This window comes from Paenibacillus pasadenensis DSM 19293, assembly GCF_000422485.1.
GTDB classification, from domain to species: Bacteria; Bacillota; Bacilli; order Paenibacillales; family Paenibacillaceae; genus Paenibacillus_O; species Paenibacillus_O pasadenensis.
The window spans coordinates 120,388-141,067 of the sequence record NZ_KE383850.1 but is presented as its reverse complement, the minus strand read 5'-3'; the positions used below and the strand labels follow the sequence as shown (position 1 = coordinate 141,067).

The window sequence follows — 20,680 nt, the reverse complement described above, 5'->3', positions numbered from 1 at the left end:
GCTTCCGTTCGATATCGCTCTCCCTCTTTCTGCTTGATTATTCTTGGCGCCCGAGGCGCGGCTCCCCCCAGCATACCACAGACGAAGGCGCTTTCGGCAGCCGCTCCGGCCGCAAGCGAAAAAGCCGGAGGAGCGGGGACCTCGCCCCTCCCATCCGGCTTGCCGCGGAGCGGCCGCGCCCGCTTCCTTCACGCTCCGCCTCCCTCCCGGCCCTGCGCGCCGCCTTCCGGCAGCGTCACACGGAACGCCGCTCCCTGGCCCGGCTCCGACAGCGCCTCGATGTCTCCGCCGTGCAGGCGGGCGATGCGCTGCGCGATCGACAAGCCGAGCCCGCTGCCCGCGCCCGACGGCGGCGATGCCTGCCCGCCTCCCGGAGACAGCGGCCGGGGATCTCGCCGAGGCGCGCCGCCGCCTTCCGCGAGGACGCCTGCGGACGAGTCCTCCGGCGCGAAGCCCTCCCGATGCGGGCCGGCGGATGAATGCTCCGTCATGCCGCCGGCCTGCCAGGTGCGCGCCCGGTCGGCCTTGTGGAACCGCTCGAAGATGTGCGGCAGCTCCTCCGGCGGGATGCCCGGCCCTTCGTCCGCGATGACGACCTCGAGCCAGCGGCCGGCGGACGCCTTCCGGTTGTCCCGGCGCTCCTGCGAGCGTCCTGCCGGCCGCCCCGTCCCCTCCGCGAGCGGATGATCCATGTCGGCGCTTCCGTCCCGCCCGTTCTCCAGGACGCGCATCGAGACGCCGATGACGCCGCCCTGCGGACTGAACTTGATCGCATTGCCGAGCAGGTTCAGCCAGATTTCGTAGAGCAGCCCTTCGTCCGCGAAAACTGTCCGCTCCGGCAGCTCCAAATCGAGCTCCAGCTCCTTGAAGGTCCACTGCCATTCGAGCAGCAGGATCGCCTGGCGCAGCTGCTCGTCCAGCCGGAACGAGCGCCTGTCGAGCGCCCGGTCCGGCCGGTCCACGTCGGCGAGCAGCAGCAGCTGGCGGCTCATCGAGCTGAGACGGCGGCTCTCCTCGTCGATGATCGTCAGATAGCGGCGCGCCTCCTCGTCCCGCGCGGCCGAACCGCCGTCCAGCAGCGTGCGGATGAAGCCGCGGATCGACGTCAGCGGCGACTGGAACTCATGCGAGACGTTGGCGACGAACTCCTGGCGCATCCGGTCGAGCTGGCGCACCGCGCCGGCCATCGCGGTGAACCGCCGTCCAAGCTCGCCGATCTCGTCGCGGCGGGCCGTATCGACGCGCACGTCATAATCGCCGGCCGCCATCCGCTGGACCGCGCGGGTGAGCCGCTTCACCGGCGCGACAATCAGTCGGCTCAGCGCCGCGATGAGCAGCAGGCTGAGGCCGAACGTGCTGGCGAGCAGCACGGCGAGGATGATCCGCACCTCGCCGATCTGGCTTTCCAGATCCGGACGGATGAAGACGGCATCGATGCCGCCGTCCGGGCGGGGCAGCGGGAAGCCGTATGTGTTCCGAGGGCTGTTTTCAAAATAGGCCAGCAGCTTGAACCGCCGGTCCTCCTCGGTCATGCCGGGGTAGATGCCGCCGGACCGCACCTCGCGCACAGCCTTCTCCGGGGGGAGGAAGCCGTGCCGAAAAGCCGCTCCGTACGTCTGCGCCGAGCCGTCAGGCCGCACGACGTAAAGCTGGTAGCTGAGGCCGGACACCGCCTGCAGCGTCTGCTCCCTGCGCTCCGCTCCGGCAAGCGCGTCGAGCTCGCGCACCTGCCGTGACGCCTCCTCCATCGCGTGCTCGCTGCCCGACTTGAGCTTCGCTTCATAATAGAAGCTCGTCACGGCGAGGCCGCCGAGGCCGCTCGCGAGCGCGATCAGCACGAAGATGAACACGATGCGGAAGTAGAGCGTCCTCATCCGCGGCGTCCTCCCGGCTCGAGCTTGTAGCCGAGCCCGCGGATCGTGACGATCGTAAAATCGTCGCGGTACGCCTCGAAGCGCTCCCGCAGCCGCTTGATATGGACGTCGACCGTGCGGCTGTCGCCTTCGTAGTCGGCGCCCCAGATGAGCGAAATCAGCTGCTCCCGCGTATGGATGCGCCCCGGCTGGCTCGCCAGCTGCGAGAGCAGCTGGAATTCGCGGAGCGGCAGCGTGAGCGTCTCGCGGCCCGCCGTCACCTCGTAGCTCTGGCGGTCGATGACGACCCGCCCGAGCGCGATCGTCTCGGAGCTGGCGATCCGGTAGCGGCGCAGCAGCGCCCGGATGCGGAACAGCAGCTCCTGCGGCTCGAACGGCTTGACGAGATAGTCGTCGGTGCCGGCCGAGTAGCCCTTTTCCTTGTCGGCCATCTCGCCCTTCGCCGTCAGCAGGATGACCGGCAGGTCGTAGTGCCGGCGGATCTCCTCCGTCAGCTGCAGCCCGTCCTTATGGGGCATCATGACGTCGACGACGGCCAGATGAACCTGCTCCCGCTCCAGCACGGCAGCCGCCTGCTCGCCGTCCGCCGCCTCGGCGACCGCGTAGCCCTCCCTCGTCAGCACGAGCCTCAGCAGCTCGCGGATATGGGGATCGTCGTCGGCTACGAGCACATGGATCCGCATGTTGTCCTCTCCTTCGTCCCCTGCCGCTGCGGGCCGGGCTTCTCTGTCCGTATCATGCCTCATGCCGGGGGGCGAAAGCAAACGGATCGGCAGGGATGAGGCCGCCGGCAGCGCCGATGGGGCCGCCGGCAGGATAAAAAGCCGGAGACGGGGTTCGTCTCCGGCAAGATGGCTTCCCGACTGCCGCAAGAACGGCAGCCGTGGACATCTATCTCGGGCCTTAGAAAACCCGGATAAGCGTAAGCGAAGCTCCCTGGCCGCCATCCAGATCGACCGAGCCCGCGATGGAGCCGAACAGCTGCAGGGAAACGACATCTCCGGCATTCAGCCGGATGAGCCCGGATGCTTGCCAGCGGCTCTGGCTCGACTGGTTCAGGTTCGAGAATTCCGGTATTTCCAATTGGTTGACAAGGATTCGAGAATTGGCGGCTCTCGTCTGATTGCTGCGAATGCTGTAAGACAGATAGTAATAGCCGCTGCTGTCGATGGTGAATCGGCCGCTCGATATATCCGCAGCAATGGAGCTGTTGGGCGTTGAGGTGAGCTGAGTGAAGCGAATGTTGTTTCCATTCGAATCGAGTATAATCCTGTCTTCGGGAATCGTATTGTACGCCGACATGCTCGGCAGGTAGCCCGTTCCGGCCGGCCCCGGATCGCCTTGCGCGCCCTGCGGGCCTACCGGTCCCATAGCTCCCTGCGGGCCTGCAGCTCCCTGTGGACCTGTGGCTCCCGCGGGACCTGTCGCGCCGATGTCGCCCTGGTCGCCTTTCGGGCCTGCCGGACCCGCTGGTCCTTGCGCGCCGGTGTCGCCCTTGTCCCCTTTGGCTCCTGCCGGACCTGCCGGGCCTTGCGCGCCGGTGTCGCCTTTGTCTCCTTTGGCTCCGACCGGACCCGCCGGGCCTTGCGCGCCGGTGTCGCCCTTGTCCCCCTTGGCTCCTGCCGGACCTGCCGGGCCTTGCGCGCCGGCGTCGCCTTTGTCGCCCTTCGACCCTTGAGCGCCGGTCGCGCCGCTCGATCCCGCAGCGCCGGAGTCGCCCTTATCGCCCTTATCGCCTTTGTCGCCTTTGTCGCCTTTGTCGCCCTTGTCGCCTTTGACAGGAACGACAGCGGTCGAGCCGGACTCGTCGCCGGCTTTTCCGAGCGTCAGCTGCTTCTCCTTGGCGTTCCAGGACGCCGTCAGGCCGAGCGCATCGGCCAGCGCCCGCATCGGCAGGAACAGCGTGTCCTGCTGGAACAGCGGCTGCACGGCTTTGCCGTCCGCATCGACGAGAGCGGTCAGCTTGCCGTCGAGGTAAAATGCGATGTCCAGCCGCTTGAGCTCCAGCTGCTGGGCCGGCGCGATCCGGTCCACCGCTTTCGCCGTCTGGCCGCTCGCCAGCGTATCCAGCCGCACCTCCTTCTTCGCGCTGTCCCACTCCGTCTTGTAGCCGGTCGCGGCCGCCACGGAGCGGATCGGCACGTACAGCACGCCGTCCGCGATGATCGCATCGGTCGTCGTTTTCGAGCCGGATACTTCCACCGATGTCTTGAGCGTCGTGCCGCTCTTCGCCTCGTTCGCGGCGAACGCCGTTCCGCCGAGCGCGGAAGCCAGCAGCATGGCTGCCAGGAATGCGCTTGCTTTTTTCATTTCACCTTACCTCCTGATAAAAAGTATCCTTCTATAAAAATGCACAGTGAGAGTATCGTCATTATGGGAATGAAAACGGATAGATCCATCCTAAAGCGGCCGGAACGATGGAACCGCCCAAAGCCGATCTCCGCGTGCAGCGGGCATGCTGGAGATCGCCCGCCCGTACGTCGCCGAGGGACTCGCGTTCTCCCGGCCGAAGGAAGCGGCGGTCCACGAAGACAAGCCGGAGAAAGGGCTCGTCTCCGGCTGAAAAGAAGCCTTCTGCAATGACGCCGGCTGGACGCGGCCCGGGCCGCATCCGGTCAGATCGTGCTGTCGAGGGCGATCCGGATCAGGGACAGGGATGCCCCTTGTCCGCCATCCAGTTGAACGCTTCCCATATAGTCGTACAGCTGCAGCGATACCACGTCGCCCGCTTGCAGATGAATGAGTCCGGCCGCCTGCCAGCGGGACTGGCTCAAGCCCAGGTTGTCGTTCGACAGCTCTGTTTTCTCCACGTCGTTGACCACAATGCGCGAGCTCGCCGGCGCGGCCGACGTGCTGCGGATGCTGTAGCTCAAGTAATACCAGCCGGACTGAAGGACGGTGAAGCGGGTGTGGTCGCCGCTCCTGGAAAATGCGCTGTCCGAGGCGACAAATGTCGGCAAGGGAATGCTCGTGCCTTGCAGCAGAGTCGAAACCACGCCGTTCGAAGTGTACGCCGACATGGCGGGCAGCGATCCCGTTCCTGCCGGTCCCGGATCGCCTTTTGGACCTTGCAGGCCTTGCGGACCTTGCGGACCAGGGATTCCTTCGGGACCGACGGCTCCTGCCGGGCCTACCGGACCTTGCGGGCCGGTGTCGCCCTTGTCGCCTTTCGGGCCCGCCGGACCCGTTGCGCCCGTGTCGCCCTTGTCGCCTTTAGCTCCTGCCGGACCCGCCGGGCCTTGCGCTCCGGTGTCGCCCTTGTCGCCTTTTTCGCCCTGCGGACCCGCCGGACCGGTGTCGCCTTTGTCCCCTTTGTCCCCTTTGTCGCCTTTCGGACCCGCCGGACCTTGCGCGCCGGCGTCGCCTTTTTCACCTTTGTCGCCTTGAGCGCCGGTCGCGCCAGGCGCTCCTGCAGGGCCGGGCGAGCCGGTGTCGCCTTTATCGCCCTTGTCCCCTTTGTCCCCTTTGTCGCCCTTGTCCCCTTTGACAGGAACGACAACGGTCGAGCCGGACTCGTCGGCTTTTCCGAGCGTCAGCTTCTTCTCCTTGGCGTTCCAGGACGCCGTCAGGCCGAGCGCATCGGCCAGCGCCCGCATCGGCAGGAACAGCGTGTCCTGCTGGAACAGCGGCTGCATGGCTTTGCCGTCCGCACCGACGAGAGCGGTCAGCTTGTCGTCGAGGTAAAAAGCGATATCCAGCCGCTTGAGCTCCACCTGCTGGGCGGGCGCGATCCGGTTCACCGCTTTCGCCGTCTGGCCGCTCGCCAGCGTGTACAGCCGCACCTCCTTCTTCGCGCTGTTCCACTCCGTCTTGTAGCCGGTCGCGGCCGCCACGGAGCGGATCGGCACGTACAGCACGCCGTCCGCGATGATCGCATCGGTCGTCGTTTTCGAGCCGGATACTTCCACCGATGTCTTGAGCGTCGTGCCGCTCTTCGCCTCATTCGCGGCGAACGCCGTTCCGCCGAGCGCGGAAGCCAGCAGCATGGCTGCCAGGAATGCGCTTGCTTTTTTCATTTCACCTTACCTCCTGATGAAAGATTTTTTGCTATAAAATAGAAAGATTTTCGGAACTTACTATAAGAAAAAAGGGAGGATTAATCAATAAGAACTTTGCGCTTCGGGAGCCGCGCGCTGCAGGCATCCGCAAAGGCTTCCTGAGCCGTTTTCCCGCCTTGGAGCCCTTCTGGCGCTTCCAGGCAGGTTGGAGCTTCCTCTTTTCTTTTCTGGCGGCTATACTAGCGGAACAAGGAGATGGACAGCGAAGAGGAGGCCGAAACGATGAAACCAGCCAAAGTCGATCCCCGCGTGCAGCGGACGCGCCGGCTGCTGCGGGAAGCGCTCGTGCAGCTGACCGAGGAGCGCGGCCTGGACGGCTTCTCCGTGCAGGAGCTGGCCGACCGGGCGACGGTCAAGCGGGCCACCTTCTACCTTCATTACGAGGACAAGCAGGCGCTGCTCGCCGACTACATCGCGGAGCTGCTGGAGGAGCTGCGCGTCGCCGTGTTCGATCCGGGCGGCCAGCCGCCGGACTACGACTATGCGAGCGGCGAGCCTCATCCGAGCTTCGTGCGGCTGTTCCGGCACCTGGCGGAGCGCTACGACGTCTATCACGCGCTGCTCGTCCGCAGGCGCGTGCCCGAGCTTGCCGCGGGCATGCTGGAAGTCGTCCGCCAGTTCGTGGCCGAGGGACTTGCCTTCGCCCAGCCGGACGACCGGCTGCTGACCGCCCGCCGCGACGTGACGCTCAAGTATACCGAAGCCGCCTATGTCGAGGTCATCATCTGGTGGATCGAGCAGCAGATGCCCTATGCCGAAAAGGAGATCGCCGCGCAGCTCATGGACCTGTCGATCTTCGGTCCGTATCGGGAGCTTCCTGCCTGGGCAGGCTCCGGGCGCGGAAAGACGAGCGGTTAAATCGGCCGGCTCGCACGGTGGACAGGTCATTTTCCGCTCAGAAGCGAGAAGGAACGAGAAAAAGCAGAGATGGAAGTTAAACGGTTATTTGGCATGTAATGAATGAGCAGATTACAGGATGAAAAGGAGACTTTGCTGATGCTTCAGAGAAGAGAAGAAACTGCAAGCCATCCTGGACCGGGCTGCCGATCAAGCGAGGACGGAAGCCAAACGAGCTGGGGCATCCATTTATTATATTAGAGAAAAGAAAAGAATCCGCGAGTCCGCGGACGGGAAGAAGTTTGAAATCATGATTGACGAATCGGGCAACCGAGTCGAACGGGTACTGCATGAGCCGTAAAGCTGTCATGACGGTCTTTGCCGGAACGGAGCGGGGGAAAGCACCTTGAGCCGGCTGATGAGCCAGATTGTCGCAAATGTCCAAGGATCAAGGATATCAGATTGTTCTCTATTACATCGGCTAATGGATGTGCACATGCATATTGACCGGGTGGCATCCAGAGTGGAGCAGGGAGGGCATTGGATTTCCGAAACGGATATTCGGTGGAGGTATGGGCAATCTCTTCAGAATCTTGGCCCCGCCCTCGGAATAGCGGACGAAGTCATTCTTATTGATAATTATTGCTGAGATCGCCTCGGATCAGCTATTAAGTTGTATTAAAGAACCTCCGGAATGGGCGATGAAGGTATTGGTCAGGTACGGCACTTCGACAAGTTAAACGGCCTCTGTGGAAGCTGCTGATCGTCACAAGCCTCCCGCTCGCAAGACGGACAGGTCCGCACCGCGCTGCGCGCAGAAAAAGCCGTTTCTTTCCGTCCACACGGAAAGAAACGGCTTTTTAGACCCGCACGGGGCGAATGAAGCGGGCGCGCCCCGCGTCTGGCTCGGGCCGTCTTTCCCGTCAAAAGCTTACAGAGCCGTCCAGCCCCCGTCGATGACGAGCTCGGAGCCGGTCATGAAGCGGGACTCGTCCGAAGCGAGGAACAGCACGCCGTACGCGACATCCTCCGGCTTGCCGAAGTACGGCAGCTGGGTGAACGTCTGGTAATACGGCATGGCGTCCTTCATCGACGGCTCGGTCATCGGCGTGACGATGATGCCGGGATGGACGGAGTTGACCCGGATGCTCTGCTTGGCGTATTCGACGGCAGCCGCTTTCGTGAGCGTGCGCAGGCCGCCCTTGGCCGCCGTATAGGCGCTCGAGCCGGCCATGCCGACGATGCCCCCGATCGAGGAGATGTTGATGATCGAGCCGGCGCCGGCCTTTTGCATTTCCGGAATGACCGCCTTCATGCCGACGACGCAGCCGGTCAGGTTAATGTCCAGCACGCGCTGCCACTCCGCCAGGTCGAGATTGCCGATCGTCGTGCGCGCCGCGATGCCGGCGTTGTTGACGAGGATGTCGACTTTGCCAAAGCGGGCGACCGTCTCCTCGACGACCTTCGTCCACTCCTCTACGGAAGCGACATTATGCCGGAGCGCCAGCGCCTCGCCGCCTGCCGCCTTGATCTCCTCCGCGACTTGATTCATCGCCTCGAGGTTCACATCGGTCAGCACGACCTGCGCTCCCTCGCGGGCGAACAGACGCGCCTCCTCCGCTCCCATGCCCGTAGCCGCTCCCGTAATGATCGCCGTCTTGCCTGTCAGACGTCCCATCGTTGTCGTTCCCCTTTCGATCTGGTTTAAGCGCCGCGCGAAGCGAGGCATCGGCCTGCGGCGAGCCGCAGCGCCTTCAGCTTGCCCCCAAGTCCTGCAAGCGCTTTAATCTCTGCCGCTTAAGTATACGCCATGACGTCCATTTTGTGAAGTTATGTACATAATGTATATTAAGTTTTCAGAGGAAACAACTGGAGGAGGAACGGAGATGAAATACATCGAAGCCGGCATCGGCAACCGGTGGTGGCTGCGGACGGAAATCGAGCATGCCGACGGCACGGAGGAGGAGCGGCGCGGCGCGGTCGGACCGATTCGGATCCGGTCGCTGTATGTCCGTCTGTGGATCGGGCGCCGCGTGTACATTTTGGATACGCGGGACGGCTGGAAGTCGGGCCGCAAGCGGCAGAAGCGCTTCAAGCTGGTGCTCGGCCTGTGCAGCTTCTAGGAGTAGATGCGCGGCTGCGCAAACGAAAAACAGGGATTGTCCAGCTGCCGCGGCCAGAGAATCCCTGTTGGAACAACGCGTTCAAATAAAAAAGCAGCCGCAAAATGCGGCTGCCTGCAGGACAGGACGATCCTGGCCGTTCGCAGCTCCAACGATACTCACACGCTATTTACGCCAAAAGAGGCTCGCAAAAAACGTAACGATACGGAGCGGGCTTATAGCTCCAGGATGAGCTTTTCCCCCGCCAAAAAGGCTGAATAGCGCTCGTCGGTATCGTTAGATCGCAAAAACCATCCGATTCGGGCTAGTCGCGGATTTCCGCGATCAGCTCGATCTCGACCGGCGTGTGGAACGGCAGATCGCTCGTGCCGATGGCAGAGCGGGCATGGCGGCCGTTTTCGCCGAACACCTCGATCAGCAGATCGGACGCCGCGTTCATGACGTAAGGCTGGTCGCCGAAGCCCGGCGCGCTGTTGACGAAGCCGAGCAGCTTGACGATTTTGACGACGCGGTCGAGATCGCCGAGGTACGCCTTCATGGCGGCGAGCAGGTTGACAACGACCTGGCGGGCCGCTTCCTGGCCCTGCTCGATCGTCAGGTCGGAGCCGACCTTGCCTTCGTACAGGAGCACGCCGTCGATGCGGCAGTCAAAGCCGGACGTGTAGATCAGATTGCCCGTCCGGTTGACCGGGATGTAGGAGAATTTCGGGGCCGGCAGCTCCGGCAGCGTGATGCCGAGCTCGGCGAGACGTTTTTCGATGATGGACATGAGTTCGTTCCTCTCTTCTTGGGAAATGGGGGCCGGCGAAATCCCGGCAAATCCGCCGGCGACAGCCTGGAGCCGCTTGCTCCGAGCCGACTTGGCCCAGAGGCGATGCCGCATCGGCCGGCCTCGGCCTCAGCGGCCGGCGCCGCCATGCGCGTACCCGTGGCCGCAAGCGCAAGACGAGGCGCGCAGGAAGCCGCCGCCGCGCGCGCCGGTATGCGCGCCGTCCTGCATGGCGATGCGGCCGGCGACGACGACGGTCGAGATGCCTTCCGGCTGCTGCTTCGGTTCGGAGTAGGTGGCCGTGTCGCGGATCGTATCCGGGTCGAAGACGACGAGGTCGGCCGCGTAGTCCGGCACGATCAGGCCGCGCTTGCCGAGGCGGAACCGCTGCACCGGGAAGCTCGTCAGCTTGCGCACGGCGTCCTCGAGCGTCAGCACGCGCTCCTCTCGCACATATTTTGCGAACACGCGCGGGAACGTGCCGTAGAGGCGCGGATGCGGCATGCCGGTCTCGCAGGTGAGGCTGTCGGAGGCGATGAGCGAGCGGCTGTAGCCGATGACCTGGCGCACGTCGTCGTCCGACATGTGGAAGTAGACGATCGGCACCTGGCCGTCCTCCTCCAGCAGCAGGTCCATCATGCAGTCGGCCGGGTGGACGCCGCGCGCCTCGGCGATCTCGGCGATGTGCTTGCCCTCGAGCCCGGCGTTCGCTCCGCTCGCGGAGGCGACGAAGACGCTCTGCCAGCCGGTCGAGCAGACGAGGTTGTCCCAGTCGTCCTGCTCGCGGCCGAGCTCCTCGCGGATGCGGCGGCGCAGCGCCGGGTCGCGGAACGCCTCGAGCGCCCCCGGGATGCCGCCCTCCAGCACCCACGGCGGCAGGATCGTCGTGAGCGACGTGGAGCCGGCGTTGTACGGATAGACGTCGACGGTCACGTCCATGCCGCGGGCGCGGGCGTCCTCGACGAGCTCCATCGCCTCGAGCGCCTTGCCCCAGTTGGCTTTGCCGGCGGCCTTGAGATGGCTCACATGCAGCGGGATGCCCGCCTGCTCGGCGATCCAGATGACCTCCCGCACGGACGGCAGCAGGTTGTTGCCCTCGCCGCGGATATGCGTGCTGAGCAGGCCGTCGTAGCGCGGCAGCACCGAGCACAGCTCGGCCAGCTCCTCCTTGGACGTGTAGCTGCCGGGCGAGTAGAGGAGGCCGATCGACAGGCCGATCGCGCCGGCTCGCAGTCCTTCCTCGAGCAGCTCCTTCATGCGCTGCAGCTCCGCCGGCGTCGCCGGACGGTTGTCGAAGCCCATGACGGCGATGCGCAGCGCGCCATGCGCGACATAGGTCGCCATATGCTCGGCTGGAGCGGAGCGGCCGACGTAGTTCATGTATTCCCCGACGGTATTCCACTGCCAGTCCTGCTTCGTGCTGCCGATGACCGGCGAGATGTAGCTGCGCAGCAGCTCCTCGCGGTCCGGGAACACCGGCGCCGGCGCGAGGCCGCAGTTGCCGACGACCTCGGCGGTGACGCCCTGGCTGAGCTTGATCTCGCTGAGCGGATGGTCGAGGATCATCAGGTCGGAGTGGCAATGGCCGTCGATGAAGCCCGGCGCGATGACCTGGCCTCGGACGTCGACCGTCGCGGCCGCCTCCTCGTCGATGCGGCCGACGGCGGCGATGCGTCCGTCCTTGACGCCGACGTCGCCCCGGTACCACGGATTGCCGCTGCCGTCGACGATGCGGCCGTTTTTGAGCACTAGATCCAGCATGGGTTGGTCATCTCCCTCATTGAATGCAGCCGCGCGCGGCGACCGGCACCCGGCGCAGGCCGGACTTGCCGCTCACGTACACGCTGCCGTGCAGGTTGACGGTGCTGCAGATATGGTTCGGCACGATGCGCAGCATGTCGCCGGGCTCGCAGGTGTCGTCCGGCGAGATGCGGATGACGCCGTGCTCCTCGTTCATGCGCTCGAACACCGCATGCGGCAGTCCGATGACGCGGCCGAAGCCCTGCAGATGAAGCGGCGGCTTATCCGGCTGCACGTCGGTGGCGAACGTCTTGCTGCCGCCGTCGATGACGATGCGGTCCGGGGCGGGACGGCTGACGACGGTCGCCCACACCTCGGCGGCGCAGTCCTCCGGACGGCAGACGCCGAACGCCGTCTGCATCCGATCCTGAAACACGTACGTGCCGGGCCGGATCTCCGTGACGCCGTCGATCTCGGCGGCGTAGATCGCCGTCGGCGTCGACCCGACGCTCACATCGCGGATCGCGATGCCGCCCCGGCGCAGCGTCTCGGCGACGCCGGCCATGAGGCGGCCTTCCTCGTGGCCGGCCGCCCGCAGGTCGAGCGTCGGCGCTCCGCCGAGCATCGCGCCGCGGTAGGTGAAGATGCCGGTCAGCGACAGCCCCGGCATCGCCGCGATCTCCCGCGCGAGCGCAAGCGCCGCCTCGGGCGGCACGCCCGTGCGCTGCAGGCCGCTCTCGATCTCGAGGCGGACCTCCAGCGCCAGCCCGGCGGCCTCGGCGGCCGCCGACAGCTGCCGCGCGCCGGCGAGGCTGTCCACGCCGACGAGCAGCCGGACGCGCCGCGCCAGCTCGGCGGCGCGCCGCGCCTTGACGGCGCCGACGACGGGATAGGCGACGAAGATGTCGCCGATCCCGCCGTCCGCCATCGCCTCCGCCTCCGACAGCTTGGCGGCGGTGATGCCGCAGGCGCCTGCGGCGACCTGCCGATGCGCCAGCTCCGGCAGCTTGTGCGTCTTGACATGCGGCCGCAGCCGCACGCCGCGCCGCGCCGCCTCCGCGGCCATCGCCGCGATGTTGGCGTCGACCGCCTCGCTGCGGATGACGACGCAGGGCGTGTCGATGCCGTCCGCGAGCCTTTCCCCCGCTCCAACCGCTGCTTCGTTACGCTCCATCTCCATCGCTCCCCTTCGCTTCCTCCAGATCGCTGTACAGCGTGTACTTCGAGATGCCGAGGTAGGCGCATACCTTCTCGCCCGCCTTCTTGATCAGAAACGCGCCCTTGCGGTCGAGCAGCGCGATGAACCGGATCCGGTCCTCGCGCCCCATGAGCGCCGGCGGGCAGCCGACGGCGTCCTCCGCCTCCTGGATGAGCGAGTCGAGCAGGTCGCTCACGTTGCTCGCGAACGACTCCCGGACCGGCGGCAGCTCCTGCAGGCCGATCAGCCCTTGAAGCGCTTTCTCCGCGGCCATCAGCTCGGAGATGTCCAGGTTGATGCAGAGCGCGCCGATGCCCTGGCCCTCGTCGTCCTTGAGGTAAATCGAGGTGGAGCGCAGCAGCCGCCCGTCCTTCGTGCGCGTGACGTAGTTTTGCCGGTGGCCGCCCTCGGACGTGCCGCGCATCACCTCGAGGCCGAGGTTCGTGCCGGGATCGCCGACCTTGCGGCCGGTCACCTGCCCGTTGGCGATGAACACGATCGTGCTGTCGTACGGCCGCGACCAGTCGTGGATGACGACCTCGCAGCGCTCGCCGAACTGCGCCGCGATGCCTTGCGCCAGCTCCGTCAGCATCGGCAGCATGGCGGATACGGTTTGCATCGGCTTGGCTCCTTTCGCTTCGAATTGACGAATTCCGTCATCCGAATGCGGCTTTCATTCATTTCGATTGGTTCTATCCTACACCCGCACAGGCAGAATCGGCAAACTTTTTTTCTGATTCCTGACGTTTCGTCATGGACGGAGAGGGAAAGCGATCGCAGGCCGGCAGGAGGGGACAACTTTTCCGCACCTTGCCGCGTTCAAGAATGAGAGCCGTAGACTTGCGGACACACAGACAAAGCTTGCGACGGGAAAGAGGAGAGTCGGCATGCAGAAAAAAACGACGAAGACGGACGGGCCGCAGAAGAGCTTGATCGAAGGGCTGTACGAAGCCCATCTGCCCGTATCGAATCTGGAGCGAAGCCGGGCGTTTTACGCGGGTCTCGGCCTTCGCCAGGCTTGGGAGGACGAGGACACCGTCTTTTTCTGGATCGAGGAGGGCAAAAGCTGGATCGGCCTGTGGCTCGCTCCGGAGCTGGCGGCTCTGCCCTATCATCCGGCCATCCGGCATGCGGCGTTCCGCGTCGATTGGGAAGGGCTGCTGCGCAGCGCGGCCTGGCTGAAGGCGCGGGGAATCGAGCCGGCGCCGTTCGGGCGGCAGCCGGACGCCGCCCCGTTCGTAAGGCCTCATCAGGCCAACGCGTCCATCTACTTCGACGACCCCGACGGCAACAGCCTCGAGCTCATGTGCTCCGTGGAGGTGCCGGCGGACTGGCGGGAGCACGCGGGCAAAATCCCGGCCGCCGACTGGCCGCCGGGCAACGGAGGGACAGCTTGAAGCGGGCGGCCGCCTGGCTGCTGCCGCTTCTGATCTTTGCCGCCGGATCCGCCGCCGCAGCCTGGCTGCTGATCGGGCCGCCCGCCTCCGGAGACGGCTGGGCGGCCATCGGCAAGGCCGCTCCGGACGAAGCCGCCTCGGCGCGGAAGAGGGTGGTGCTGGCCGCATATGCCGGCCTGACGCCGGAGGAGAGCCGGCTGCTGCCGGCCAGCCCGAAGGATTCCGCCGTCTCGGCAATGACGGCAGGCCCGGAGCTGGCGCAGCGGATCGGCGCGGAGCATGAAGGCCGGACCGTGCATGCGGTCCGCTTCCGCGTCATAGGGCCGGGCGATGCGGGCACGCTGACCGTGTACTTGTCGCAGGACGGCAAGACCGTACTCGGCAAAGAGCGGGCCCGCTAGCGGATTTTTTCCGGCTGCAGCTCCATCTGGCGCGTCCGGGCAGCCGGCAGCCCGACTTTTTCCGGCTGCAGCTCCGGCTGGCGCGTCCGCGCGGCCGGCAGCACGACTTTTTCCGGCTGCAGCTCCGTCTGGCGCGTCCGGGCGGCCGGCAGCACGACTTTTTCCGGCTGCAGCTCCGGCTGGCGCGTCCGCGCGGCCGGCAGCACGACTTTTTCCGGCTGCAGCTCCGGCTGGCGCGTCCGCGCGGCCGGCAGCACGACTTTTTCCGGCTGCAGCTCCGGCTGGCGCATCCGCGCAGCCTGCAGCACGACTTTTTCCGGCTGCAGCTCCGGCTGGCGCATCCGCGCAGCCTGCAGCACGACTTTTTCCGGCTGCAGCTCCGGCTGGCGCGTCCGCGCGGCCTGCAGCACGACTTTTTCCGGCTGCAGCTCCGGCTGGCGCGTCCGCGCGGCCTGCAGCACGACTTTTTCCGGCTGCAGCTCCGGCTGGCGCGTCCGCGCGGCCTGCAGCACGACTTTTTCCGGCTGCAGCCTCTACTCGCGTTGCTCCAGCCTTCCTCCCTGCTTGCCCGCGCGATCCAACCTCGAAAACGAAAGGAGCCTTCATCCACGGTGTGGATGAAGGCTCCTTGTCGACGCGCTGACGATTCTAAAGGGGGCTGAACCTGCCCTTCGCGAGCCGCCGGCCCTGGGCATCGGCGGCCCTGGCAGGCTTGACGCTCGCCTGCGCCTCGCCGGCGCTTAGGCGCGGGCCGCGCCGCCTACGCTCGCTCCGCGCCTACGCCCGCCCCTGCGTCCGCACGCTGCCGTCCCCCGCCTTACGCCCGCGCCGGAGCCGGGACATCCTGCGGATGCGGCTCCGTCACCAGCGCGACGGCATCGGCGTTGCTCTGCACCTGCTGCGGATTTTTGCAGCCGGGGATGACCGACGTCACCGCCGGATGGCGCAGGCACCAGGCGAGCGCCCATGCCGCCATGTCGACGCCCTCCGGCACTTCTTCCGCAGCGATGCGCTCCACTTCCTCGAGGCGGCGGCGCACCTGCTCCGCATCCTGGCGGTGGCGCACGTCGGTCGCGCCGAACTCCGTGCCCGGCTTGTACTTGCCGCTCAGGAAGCCGCTCGCTAGCGGCACCCGCGCCAGCACGCCGAGATCCTGCGCCTCGCAGGCCGGGAAGACGCGCTCCTCCGGCTTGCGGTCGAGCCGATTGTAGACGACCTGGATCGCCTGCGAGCCGACCCGCGTCGAGGCCTCGGTCTGGTGGAGGTTGTCGTTGCTGCCGATGGAGGTGCCCAGATGGCGGATCTTGCCTGCCTGCACCTGCTTGTCCAGCGCCGTCCACAGGTCGTCGTTGTCGAACGCCGCGTCCGGACCCGAGTGGAACTGGTACAGGTCCACGTAGTCGGTGCGCAGCGCTTTGAGCGAGGCGTCGAGCTGCCGCACGACATCCTCCGCGTCGTACACGTCGGTCCGCTTGAACCGCTCGTGGAAATGATGGCCGAACTTCGTGGCGACGATCCAGTCCTCGCGCCTGCGGCGGCTGAGGTACCCTCCGATGAGCTGCTCCGACAGATGGTCTCCGTAGCATTCCGCCGTGTCGATGAGGTTGATGCCGAGCTCCGCGCCCTTGTCGAGAATCGCGTCCGCCTCGTCCTGCGAGAAGTCCATGCCCCACTCCCCGCCGAATTGCCAGGTGCCGATGCCGACGACCGACACGTTCAGCTCCGTTTTGCCCAAGCGACGATATTTCATTGGCCAATCCCTCCTTTTCTTCCAGCTTACCCGCCTTTGAAAACGGATGCAACCGCCGACGCCCTCAACTCCGTCCGCAATGCCCGTCCTGCCGCCCGCCGGCACTCCCTATTGCCGAACCGGATTTTCCAAGGTATAGTAAGAGCACTTTCATAGCATGCATGGGGGCTCGATGAAGTCGGGCTGAGACTGCGGCCGCATGCCGCTGACCATTGATCTGATCTGGGTAATGCCAGCGTAGAGAGAATGCATCGCGCCAACTTGGGAAAGGCCCTGTCCGCTTAGGGACTTCCGTCCGCCGCTCCGTCCGGGCGGGCGGAGCCTTTCCTGTCCGGCCTGCCGCGTGCAGGCCGGCCGAGTCCTGCGTTCCGCCGCCATAGGGGGACGCGAGGCGCGCCTGTCCGATTCCATCTGCCCGCCGGCTGTCCGGCGGGCTTTTTTTCGCATCCGCCGACAGCAGCCGCTCCGGGATCATGCCGCTGTGAGAGACCGATTCCCCATCCGAAAGGAAGCTGATCCCATGTCCACCGCACCAGCCTCCGGCCGCGCGACGCGCGCCGGCAATCGCCTCACCCTCGCCGACATCCTCGTCACGATCGTCGTCTCGGTCGTCTTCGGCCTCGTCTACAAGATCTGGGGGCCGATGTACGACGTCCTCAAGCCGCTCGGCCTGCACGCCGAGCAGCTCAGCTACGGCATGTGGTTCATGGCCGGCACGTTCGCGTTCCTGCTCATCCGCAAGCCCGGCGTCGCCATCCTCGCGGAAGTCGCCGCCGCCGCGATCGAGGCGTTCCTCGGCGGATCGTGGGGCATCTCGACGCTCTGGTACGGCCTGTTCCAGGGCCTCGGCGCCGAGCTGTTCTTCGCGCTGTTCCTGTACCGCAAGGCCGGTCCGATCGTCGCCGTGCTCGCCTCCGTCGGCGCCGCCGTCGCCTCGATCTTCATCGACCGCTACTACGGCTACATCGACCAGCTCGCGTTCTGGAACTACGCGCTGTTCGTCTCCATGCGGCTGCTCGGCAGCGTCGTCATCGCCGGGCTGTTCGCCTGGGCGCTCGCCCGCGCGCTGGAGCGCACCGGCGTGACGAGCCTGCTGCGTCCGGCTTCGGCCAAGGACTACGACGCGCTGGATGGCTGAGCGGATGAGCGGCCTCAACCGGGGCGCGGCAGCGCCGGGTAACGAGGCGGAGTCGGGGAACGCGGAGGAGTCGGGAAAAGCGGCCAGTCAGGACGCGGAGCGCGCGGCTGCCGGCTCGCTGCGGACGGAAGCCGCCGGAGCGCCTGCCCGGAGCGGCGCTGCGGCCGTGCCGGTCGCGGCCGAGGCGATCGGCCTGCGGCTCAAGTACCCCGGCGAAGAAGCGCCGCTGCTGTTCCGCGACCTCGACGTGACGATCCGGCGCGGAGAGAAGGTGCTGCTGCTCGGACCGAGCGGCTGCGGCAAGTCGACGCTGCTGCAGGTGCTCGGCGGCCTCGTGCCGTCAGCGATCCCGATTCCGCTGAAGGCGGAGCGGCTCGTCGTGCCGGAGCGGCCCGGCTACGTGTTCCAGGATCCCGAAGCGCAGTTCTGCATGCCTTATGCGGACGAAGAGATCGCTTTTGCGCTGGAGAACCAAGCCGTCCCCCGCGAACAGATGCCGGAGCGGATCGCGGCCTGCCTCGAGCAGGCCGGGCTAGAGCTGCCCGACCCGCACACGGCCGTCTCGGAGCTGTCCCAAGGCATGAAGCAGCGGCTCGCCGTCGCCTCGATGCTGGCCGTCGATCCTGACGCGCTGCTGCTCGACGAGCCGACCGCGCTGCTCGACCCGGAAGGCACAGCTCAGGTATGGGACGCGCTGCGCCGCATCTGGGACGGCCGGACCGTGCTCATCGTCGAGCACAAGATCGACCTCATCGCCGGGGATATGGACCGCATCCTGCTGTTCTCGCCGGACGGACGGCTGGAGGCGGACGGCCCGCCGGAGGAGATCTTTCGCGACTGCCGCGCGCAGCTGCGTCGCTACGGCGTCTGGTACCCGGGCTTCTGGGACGATGAGGCAGCGGCAAAGGCAGGCCGCTTCGGCTCCACGGACGGCGGAGCGCATGCGGGAGCGGCGGCTCCGCTCGATGCGGCCGACGAGACTCATGTCTTGCCGCATGCGCCCGTTCCGGCCGGCGGCGGGACGCTTCTCGCAGCGGCAGCGGCAGCGCCAGGCGCGGACGCTTCTGCCGCGGCTGCACCCGCTGCAGGCACGCCGCCGCTTCCCGCCCCGCTGCTGGAGCTGGACGGCTTCGCCGGGATGCGGGGCCGCGAGGTCAAGGTGCGCGCCGACCGGCTGTCCGTCTGCGCCGGCGACTGGATCGCCGTCACCGGAGCCAACGGCGCCGGCAAAAGCACGCTGCTGCTCGCCATCATGCGGCTCGTCCGCAGCGAAGGGCGGATGCGCCTTTTGGGCGCGCCGGAGGCCCGGCTGCGCAAGCCCCGGCAGGCGGCGGAGCTGGCGGCGTACTGCTTTCAGAACCCCGAGTTCCAGCTCGTCACGGACAGCGTCGCCGAGGAGCTGGCGTTCTCGATGCCGGAGCGGCTGTCACCGCCCGAGCGGGACGGCCGGGTCCGGACGCTGCTGGAGCGGTTCGCGCTCGCCGGGCTGGAGCGGCGCCATCCGTACCAGCTGTCGATGGGGCAGAAGCGCCGGCTGAGCGTCGCCTCCGCGATGGCTTGCGGCCAGCGGCTGCTGCTGCTCGACGAGCCGACGTTCGGCCTCGACGCCGCCGGCACCGTTTCGATGATGGAGCAGCTCGAGGAGCTGCGCCGCAGCGGCTGCGCCATCCTCATGGTGACGCATGACGACGAGCTTGTCCGCCGCTTCGCCACCCGCCGCTGGCAGGTGGAGCAGGGCGTCGTGCGGGAGCTTCCCGCTCCGGCGCGGCCTGCTCCCTCCTCGCCGCCCGATGACGGAGCGAGTCGTCGACCGGGCCGCGGAGCGGCCCCCGCATCGGATCACAAACCGGATTACGAACCGGATTACGGAGCGGATCCCGCTGCAGAAGCCTCGCCGACAGGCTCTCCCGAGGCGGCCTTGGCCCGTTCCGTCTTGCCGAAAGGAGCGCCGACCCGATGAACCTTTCCTTTCCGTACCGCGAAACGTGGCTGCACCGTGTCAATCCGACGCATAAGCTGGCGGTGTCGGCGCTGCTGTTCCTGCTCGTGCTGCTGACGCATGACCCGAACGTCATGCTGCTGCTCGCCGTCGCCGCGCTGCTGCCGCTGGCGCTGTTCTCCGGGCATCCGCCGCTGCGGCTGCTGCTGTACGCCTCGCCGTTCCTGCTGCTGTTCGTCAGCTCCGCGTCCGGCATGATGATGTTCGGCAGCGGCGAGACCGTCTGGTTCCAGTACGGCCTGATCCGCATCACCGAGGAAAGCTTCTACCGCGGCCTGCATCTCGGCTTCCGCTCGCTGCAGGTGGCGGCCGTCGGCCTCGCGTTCGCGCTGACGACGCGGCCGGTCGCGCTGTTCTACTCGCTCATGCAGCAGCTGCAGCTGCCGGCGCGCTACGCCTACAGCTTCCTCGCGGCGTTCAACATGCTGCCGCTACTCGCGGAGGAGTTCGTCACGCTGCGTCAGGCGCTGCAGATCCGCGGCGGCCGCAGGCCGCGCGGCCTGCGCGGCTTGTACGAGCGGCTGCGCATGTACGCGATTCCGCTGCTGGCGCAGTGCATCCGGCGCGCCCATCGGACGGCAGCGGCGATGGGGGCCAAGCGCTTCGCCAGCGGCGCGGGCGCGCGCACCTTCTATTACCGCTATCGCCTGTCCGCCGCCGACGCCGGCTATGCGCTCTATGTGCTCGCCTCGACGCTGCTCGCCTGGCAGCTTGGCCAGCATTGGCCGCTGCTGCCGGTCAAGAGCGTTGTCTGACAGGGACGCTCGAGCGGAGTTTTTCCGCGCAACTCCGGCGTCAGGGCGTCTGCTCGAGCAGAGTTGCTCGGTTTTTCCGCGCAATTCCGGCCTCAGGGCGCCTGCTTGAGCAGAGTTGCTCGGTTTTTCCGCGCAACTCCGGCGTCAGGGCGACCGCCCGAGCAGAGTTGCTCGGTTTTTCCGCGCAACTCCCGTCAACATCGTTCCCTCCGCCTACCTCACTTCACCCGCCCGCTGACTCGATTTTAGAATCGCCTTCCTTCACGGTAAGCGGCACTACGAAACTCTGCACCCGCCCAACGCAAAAAAAGGCTGCCCGCTCATCTCGAGGATGAGCAGGCAGCCTTTTTGGCGCTTGCCGAATCGGAAGCTTACAGCTTCACGACGTTTTCGGCTTGCGGTCCGCGGCTTCCGTCAACAACGTTGAACTCGACCGCTTGGCCTTCGTCCAGCGTCTTGAAGCCTTCGCCCGTGATGGCGGAGTAGTGTACGAATACGTCGCTACCGCCTTCAACTTCGATAAAGCCGTAGCCTTTCTCAGCGTTGAACCATTTTACTGTACCTCTTTGCATGTGTTACACCTCCTGCCGTACTGAGATCTAACCTTTGTATCTGAGATGCAACATATTCAGGGTTATTAA

General features: G+C 66.3%; 19 protein-coding genes and 1 riboswitch. Of the genes, 7 read left to right on the top strand and 12 right to left on the bottom strand.

The window, feature by feature from the left end; genetic code table 11:
• Positions 1-188: 188 nt before the first annotated feature.
• From H582_RS0116325 to H582_RS33170, 4 genes are all read right to left on the bottom strand, one after another.
• Complete coding sequence (locus H582_RS0116325) at positions 189-1,874, bottom strand: sensor histidine kinase (protein WP_028599370.1); 1,686 nt, start codon at positions 1,872-1,874, stop codon at positions 189-191.
• Complete coding sequence (locus tag H582_RS0116320; protein ID WP_028599369.1) at positions 1,871-2,557, bottom strand: response regulator transcription factor; 687 nt, start codon at positions 2,555-2,557, stop codon at positions 1,871-1,873. Before H582_RS0116320 ends, H582_RS0116325 begins: the two co-directional genes overlap by 4 nt.
• A 220-nt stretch (positions 2,558-2,777) precedes the next feature.
• On the bottom strand, positions 2,778-4,184 hold the full coding sequence (locus tag H582_RS28055; RefSeq protein WP_052333348.1) for a BclA C-terminal domain-containing protein: 1,407 nt from the start codon (positions 4,182-4,184) through the stop codon (positions 2,778-2,780).
• A 305-nt stretch (positions 4,185-4,489) separates the two neighbouring features.
• Positions 4,490-5,890 carry a BclA C-terminal domain-containing protein gene (locus tag H582_RS33170; protein WP_052333347.1) on the bottom strand — a complete coding sequence of 467 codons (1,401 nt, stop codon included), beginning with the start codon at positions 5,888-5,890 and terminating at the stop codon, positions 4,490-4,492.
• A gap of 264 nt (positions 5,891-6,154) precedes the next feature.
• Between H582_RS33170 and H582_RS0116300 the strand changes: the two genes are divergently transcribed.
• Positions 6,155-6,790 carry a TetR/AcrR family transcriptional regulator gene (locus H582_RS0116300; RefSeq protein WP_028599368.1) on the top strand — a complete coding sequence of 212 codons (636 nt, stop codon included), beginning with the start codon at positions 6,155-6,157 and terminating at the stop codon, positions 6,788-6,790.
• A 910-nt stretch (positions 6,791-7,700) separates the two neighbouring features.
• Here the strand turns inward: H582_RS0116300 and H582_RS0116295 are convergent.
• A complete protein-coding gene (locus H582_RS0116295) occupies positions 7,701-8,447 on the bottom strand; it encodes an SDR family NAD(P)-dependent oxidoreductase (protein ID WP_028599367.1) in 747 nt (248 codons plus the stop codon).
• Positions 8,448-8,655: 208 nt separating this feature from the next.
• Here H582_RS0116295 and H582_RS0116290 point away from each other — a divergent pair, with 208 nt between their 5' ends.
• Entirely contained in the window at positions 8,656-8,892 is a 237-nt protein-coding gene (locus H582_RS0116290) for a DUF3977 family protein (protein WP_028599366.1), read from the top strand.
• A gap of 304 nt (positions 8,893-9,196) precedes the next feature.
• On the opposite strand, the gene H582_RS0116285 is transcribed toward H582_RS0116290, so the two are convergent.
• The 4 genes from H582_RS0116285 to H582_RS32020 form a co-directional block, all read right to left on the bottom strand.
• Complete coding sequence (locus H582_RS0116285; protein WP_028599365.1) at positions 9,197-9,661, bottom strand: RidA family protein; 465 nt, start codon at positions 9,659-9,661, stop codon at positions 9,197-9,199.
• Positions 9,662-9,790: 129 nt separating this feature from the next.
• Entirely contained in the window at positions 9,791-11,422 is a 1,632-nt protein-coding gene (locus H582_RS0116280) for an N-acyl-D-amino-acid deacylase family protein (protein ID WP_028599364.1), read from the bottom strand.
• Between the two features lie 16 nt (positions 11,423-11,438).
• On the bottom strand, positions 11,439-12,575 hold the full coding sequence (locus H582_RS0116275) for an alanine racemase (RefSeq protein WP_028599363.1): 1,137 nt from the start codon (positions 12,573-12,575) through the stop codon (positions 11,439-11,441).
• The gene (locus tag H582_RS32020) at positions 12,565-13,218 is read right to left on the bottom strand and encodes a helix-turn-helix transcriptional regulator (RefSeq protein WP_028599362.1); all 654 of its coding nucleotides are present in this window, start codon (positions 13,216-13,218) and stop codon (positions 12,565-12,567) included. Before H582_RS32020 ends, H582_RS0116275 begins: the two co-directional genes overlap by 11 nt.
• Positions 13,219-13,528: 310 nt before the next feature.
• Between H582_RS32020 and H582_RS0116265 the strand changes: the two genes are divergently transcribed.
• Both H582_RS0116265 and H582_RS0116260 read left to right on the top strand, forming a co-directional pair.
• Entirely contained in the window at positions 13,529-13,996 is a 468-nt protein-coding gene (locus H582_RS0116265) for a VOC family protein (protein WP_028599361.1), read from the top strand.
• Positions 13,993-14,397: a hypothetical protein gene (locus tag H582_RS0116260; protein WP_028599360.1), complete on the top strand. Its 405-nt coding sequence runs from the start codon at positions 13,993-13,995 to the stop codon at positions 14,395-14,397. Before H582_RS0116265 ends, H582_RS0116260 begins: the two co-directional genes overlap by 4 nt.
• On the opposite strand, the gene H582_RS0116255 is transcribed toward H582_RS0116260, so the two are convergent.
• Together H582_RS0116255 and H582_RS0116250 are read right to left on the bottom strand one after the other, a co-directional pair.
• On the bottom strand, positions 14,394-14,909 hold the full coding sequence (locus H582_RS0116255) for a hypothetical protein (protein ID WP_028599359.1): 516 nt from the start codon (positions 14,907-14,909) through the stop codon (positions 14,394-14,396). The two genes, H582_RS0116260 and H582_RS0116255, sit on opposite strands and share 4 nt — an antisense overlap.
• A gap of 305 nt (positions 14,910-15,214) precedes the next feature.
• Positions 15,215-16,147 (bottom strand): aldo/keto reductase, encoded by a 933-nt coding sequence (locus H582_RS0116250; protein WP_028599358.1) that lies wholly within the window; start codon positions 16,145-16,147, stop codon positions 15,215-15,217.
• A 151-nt stretch (positions 16,148-16,298) separates the two neighbouring features.
• Positions 16,299-16,408, top strand: a riboswitch (TPP riboswitch).
• Between the two features lie 259 nt (positions 16,409-16,667).
• Between H582_RS0116250 and H582_RS0116245 the strand changes: the two genes are divergently transcribed.
• Genes H582_RS0116245 through H582_RS0116235 form a run of 3 tightly spaced genes read left to right on the top strand, consistent with a single transcriptional unit; the run spans position 16,668 to position 20,039 of the window.
• Positions 16,668-17,285, top strand: a complete 618-nt coding sequence (locus H582_RS0116245) for an ECF transporter S component (RefSeq protein ID WP_028599357.1) — start codon at positions 16,668-16,670, stop codon at positions 17,283-17,285.
• A gap of 4 nt (positions 17,286-17,289) precedes the next feature.
• Positions 17,290-19,245, top strand: a complete 1,956-nt coding sequence (locus tag H582_RS28045; protein ID WP_084137388.1) for an ABC transporter ATP-binding protein — start codon at positions 17,290-17,292, stop codon at positions 19,243-19,245.
• The gene (locus tag H582_RS0116235) at positions 19,242-20,039 is read left to right on the top strand and encodes an energy-coupling factor transporter transmembrane component T family protein (protein WP_028599356.1); all 798 of its coding nucleotides are present in this window, start codon (positions 19,242-19,244) and stop codon (positions 20,037-20,039) included. Before H582_RS28045 ends, H582_RS0116235 begins: the two co-directional genes overlap by 4 nt.
• A 371-nt stretch (positions 20,040-20,410) precedes the next feature.
• Here H582_RS0116235 and H582_RS0116230 read toward each other — a convergent pair whose 3' ends face one another.
• Positions 20,411-20,611 carry a cold-shock protein gene (locus H582_RS0116230; RefSeq protein ID WP_028599355.1) on the bottom strand — a complete coding sequence of 67 codons (201 nt, stop codon included), beginning with the start codon at positions 20,609-20,611 and terminating at the stop codon, positions 20,411-20,413.
• Positions 20,612-20,680 lie beyond the last annotated feature (69 nt).

Excerpts from the sequence above, each read along its gene's own strand:
- H582_RS0116325 (WP_028599370.1), bottom strand. The coding sequence starts at position 1,874 with ATGAGGACGCTCTACTTCCGCATCGTGTTCATCTTCGTGCTGATCGCG.
- H582_RS0116320 (WP_028599369.1), bottom strand. The coding sequence starts at position 2,557 with ATGCGGATCCATGTGCTCGTAGCCGACGACGATCCCCATATCCGCGAG.
- H582_RS28055 (WP_052333348.1), bottom strand. The coding sequence starts at position 4,184 with ATGAAAAAAGCAAGCGCATTCCTGGCAGCCATGCTGCTGGCTTCCGCG.
- H582_RS33170 (WP_052333347.1), bottom strand. The coding sequence starts at position 5,890 with ATGAAAAAAGCAAGCGCATTCCTGGCAGCCATGCTGCTGGCTTCCGCG.
- H582_RS0116300 (WP_028599368.1), top strand. The coding sequence starts at position 6,155 with ATGAAACCAGCCAAAGTCGATCCCCGCGTGCAGCGGACGCGCCGGCTG.
- H582_RS0116295 (WP_028599367.1), bottom strand. The coding sequence starts at position 8,447 with ATGGGACGTCTGACAGGCAAGACGGCGATCATTACGGGAGCGGCTACG.
- H582_RS0116290 (WP_028599366.1), top strand. The coding sequence starts at position 8,656 with ATGAAATACATCGAAGCCGGCATCGGCAACCGGTGGTGGCTGCGGACG.
- H582_RS0116285 (WP_028599365.1), bottom strand. The coding sequence starts at position 9,661 with ATGTCCATCATCGAAAAACGTCTCGCCGAGCTCGGCATCACGCTGCCG.
- H582_RS0116280 (WP_028599364.1), bottom strand. The coding sequence starts at position 11,422 with ATGCTGGATCTAGTGCTCAAAAACGGCCGCATCGTCGACGGCAGCGGC.
- H582_RS0116275 (WP_028599363.1), bottom strand. The coding sequence starts at position 12,575 with ATGGAGCGTAACGAAGCAGCGGTTGGAGCGGGGGAAAGGCTCGCGGAC.
- H582_RS32020 (WP_028599362.1), bottom strand. The coding sequence starts at position 13,218 with ATGCAAACCGTATCCGCCATGCTGCCGATGCTGACGGAGCTGGCGCAA.
- H582_RS0116250 (WP_028599358.1), bottom strand. The coding sequence starts at position 16,147 with ATGAAATATCGTCGCTTGGGCAAAACGGAGCTGAACGTGTCGGTCGTC.
- H582_RS0116245 (WP_028599357.1), top strand. The coding sequence starts at position 16,668 with ATGTCCACCGCACCAGCCTCCGGCCGCGCGACGCGCGCCGGCAATCGC.
- H582_RS28045 (WP_084137388.1), top strand. The coding sequence starts at position 17,290 with ATGAGCGGCCTCAACCGGGGCGCGGCAGCGCCGGGTAACGAGGCGGAG.
- H582_RS0116235 (WP_028599356.1), top strand. The coding sequence starts at position 19,242 with ATGAACCTTTCCTTTCCGTACCGCGAAACGTGGCTGCACCGTGTCAAT.
- H582_RS0116230 (WP_028599355.1), bottom strand. The coding sequence starts at position 20,611 with ATGCAAAGAGGTACAGTAAAATGGTTCAACGCTGAGAAAGGCTACGGC.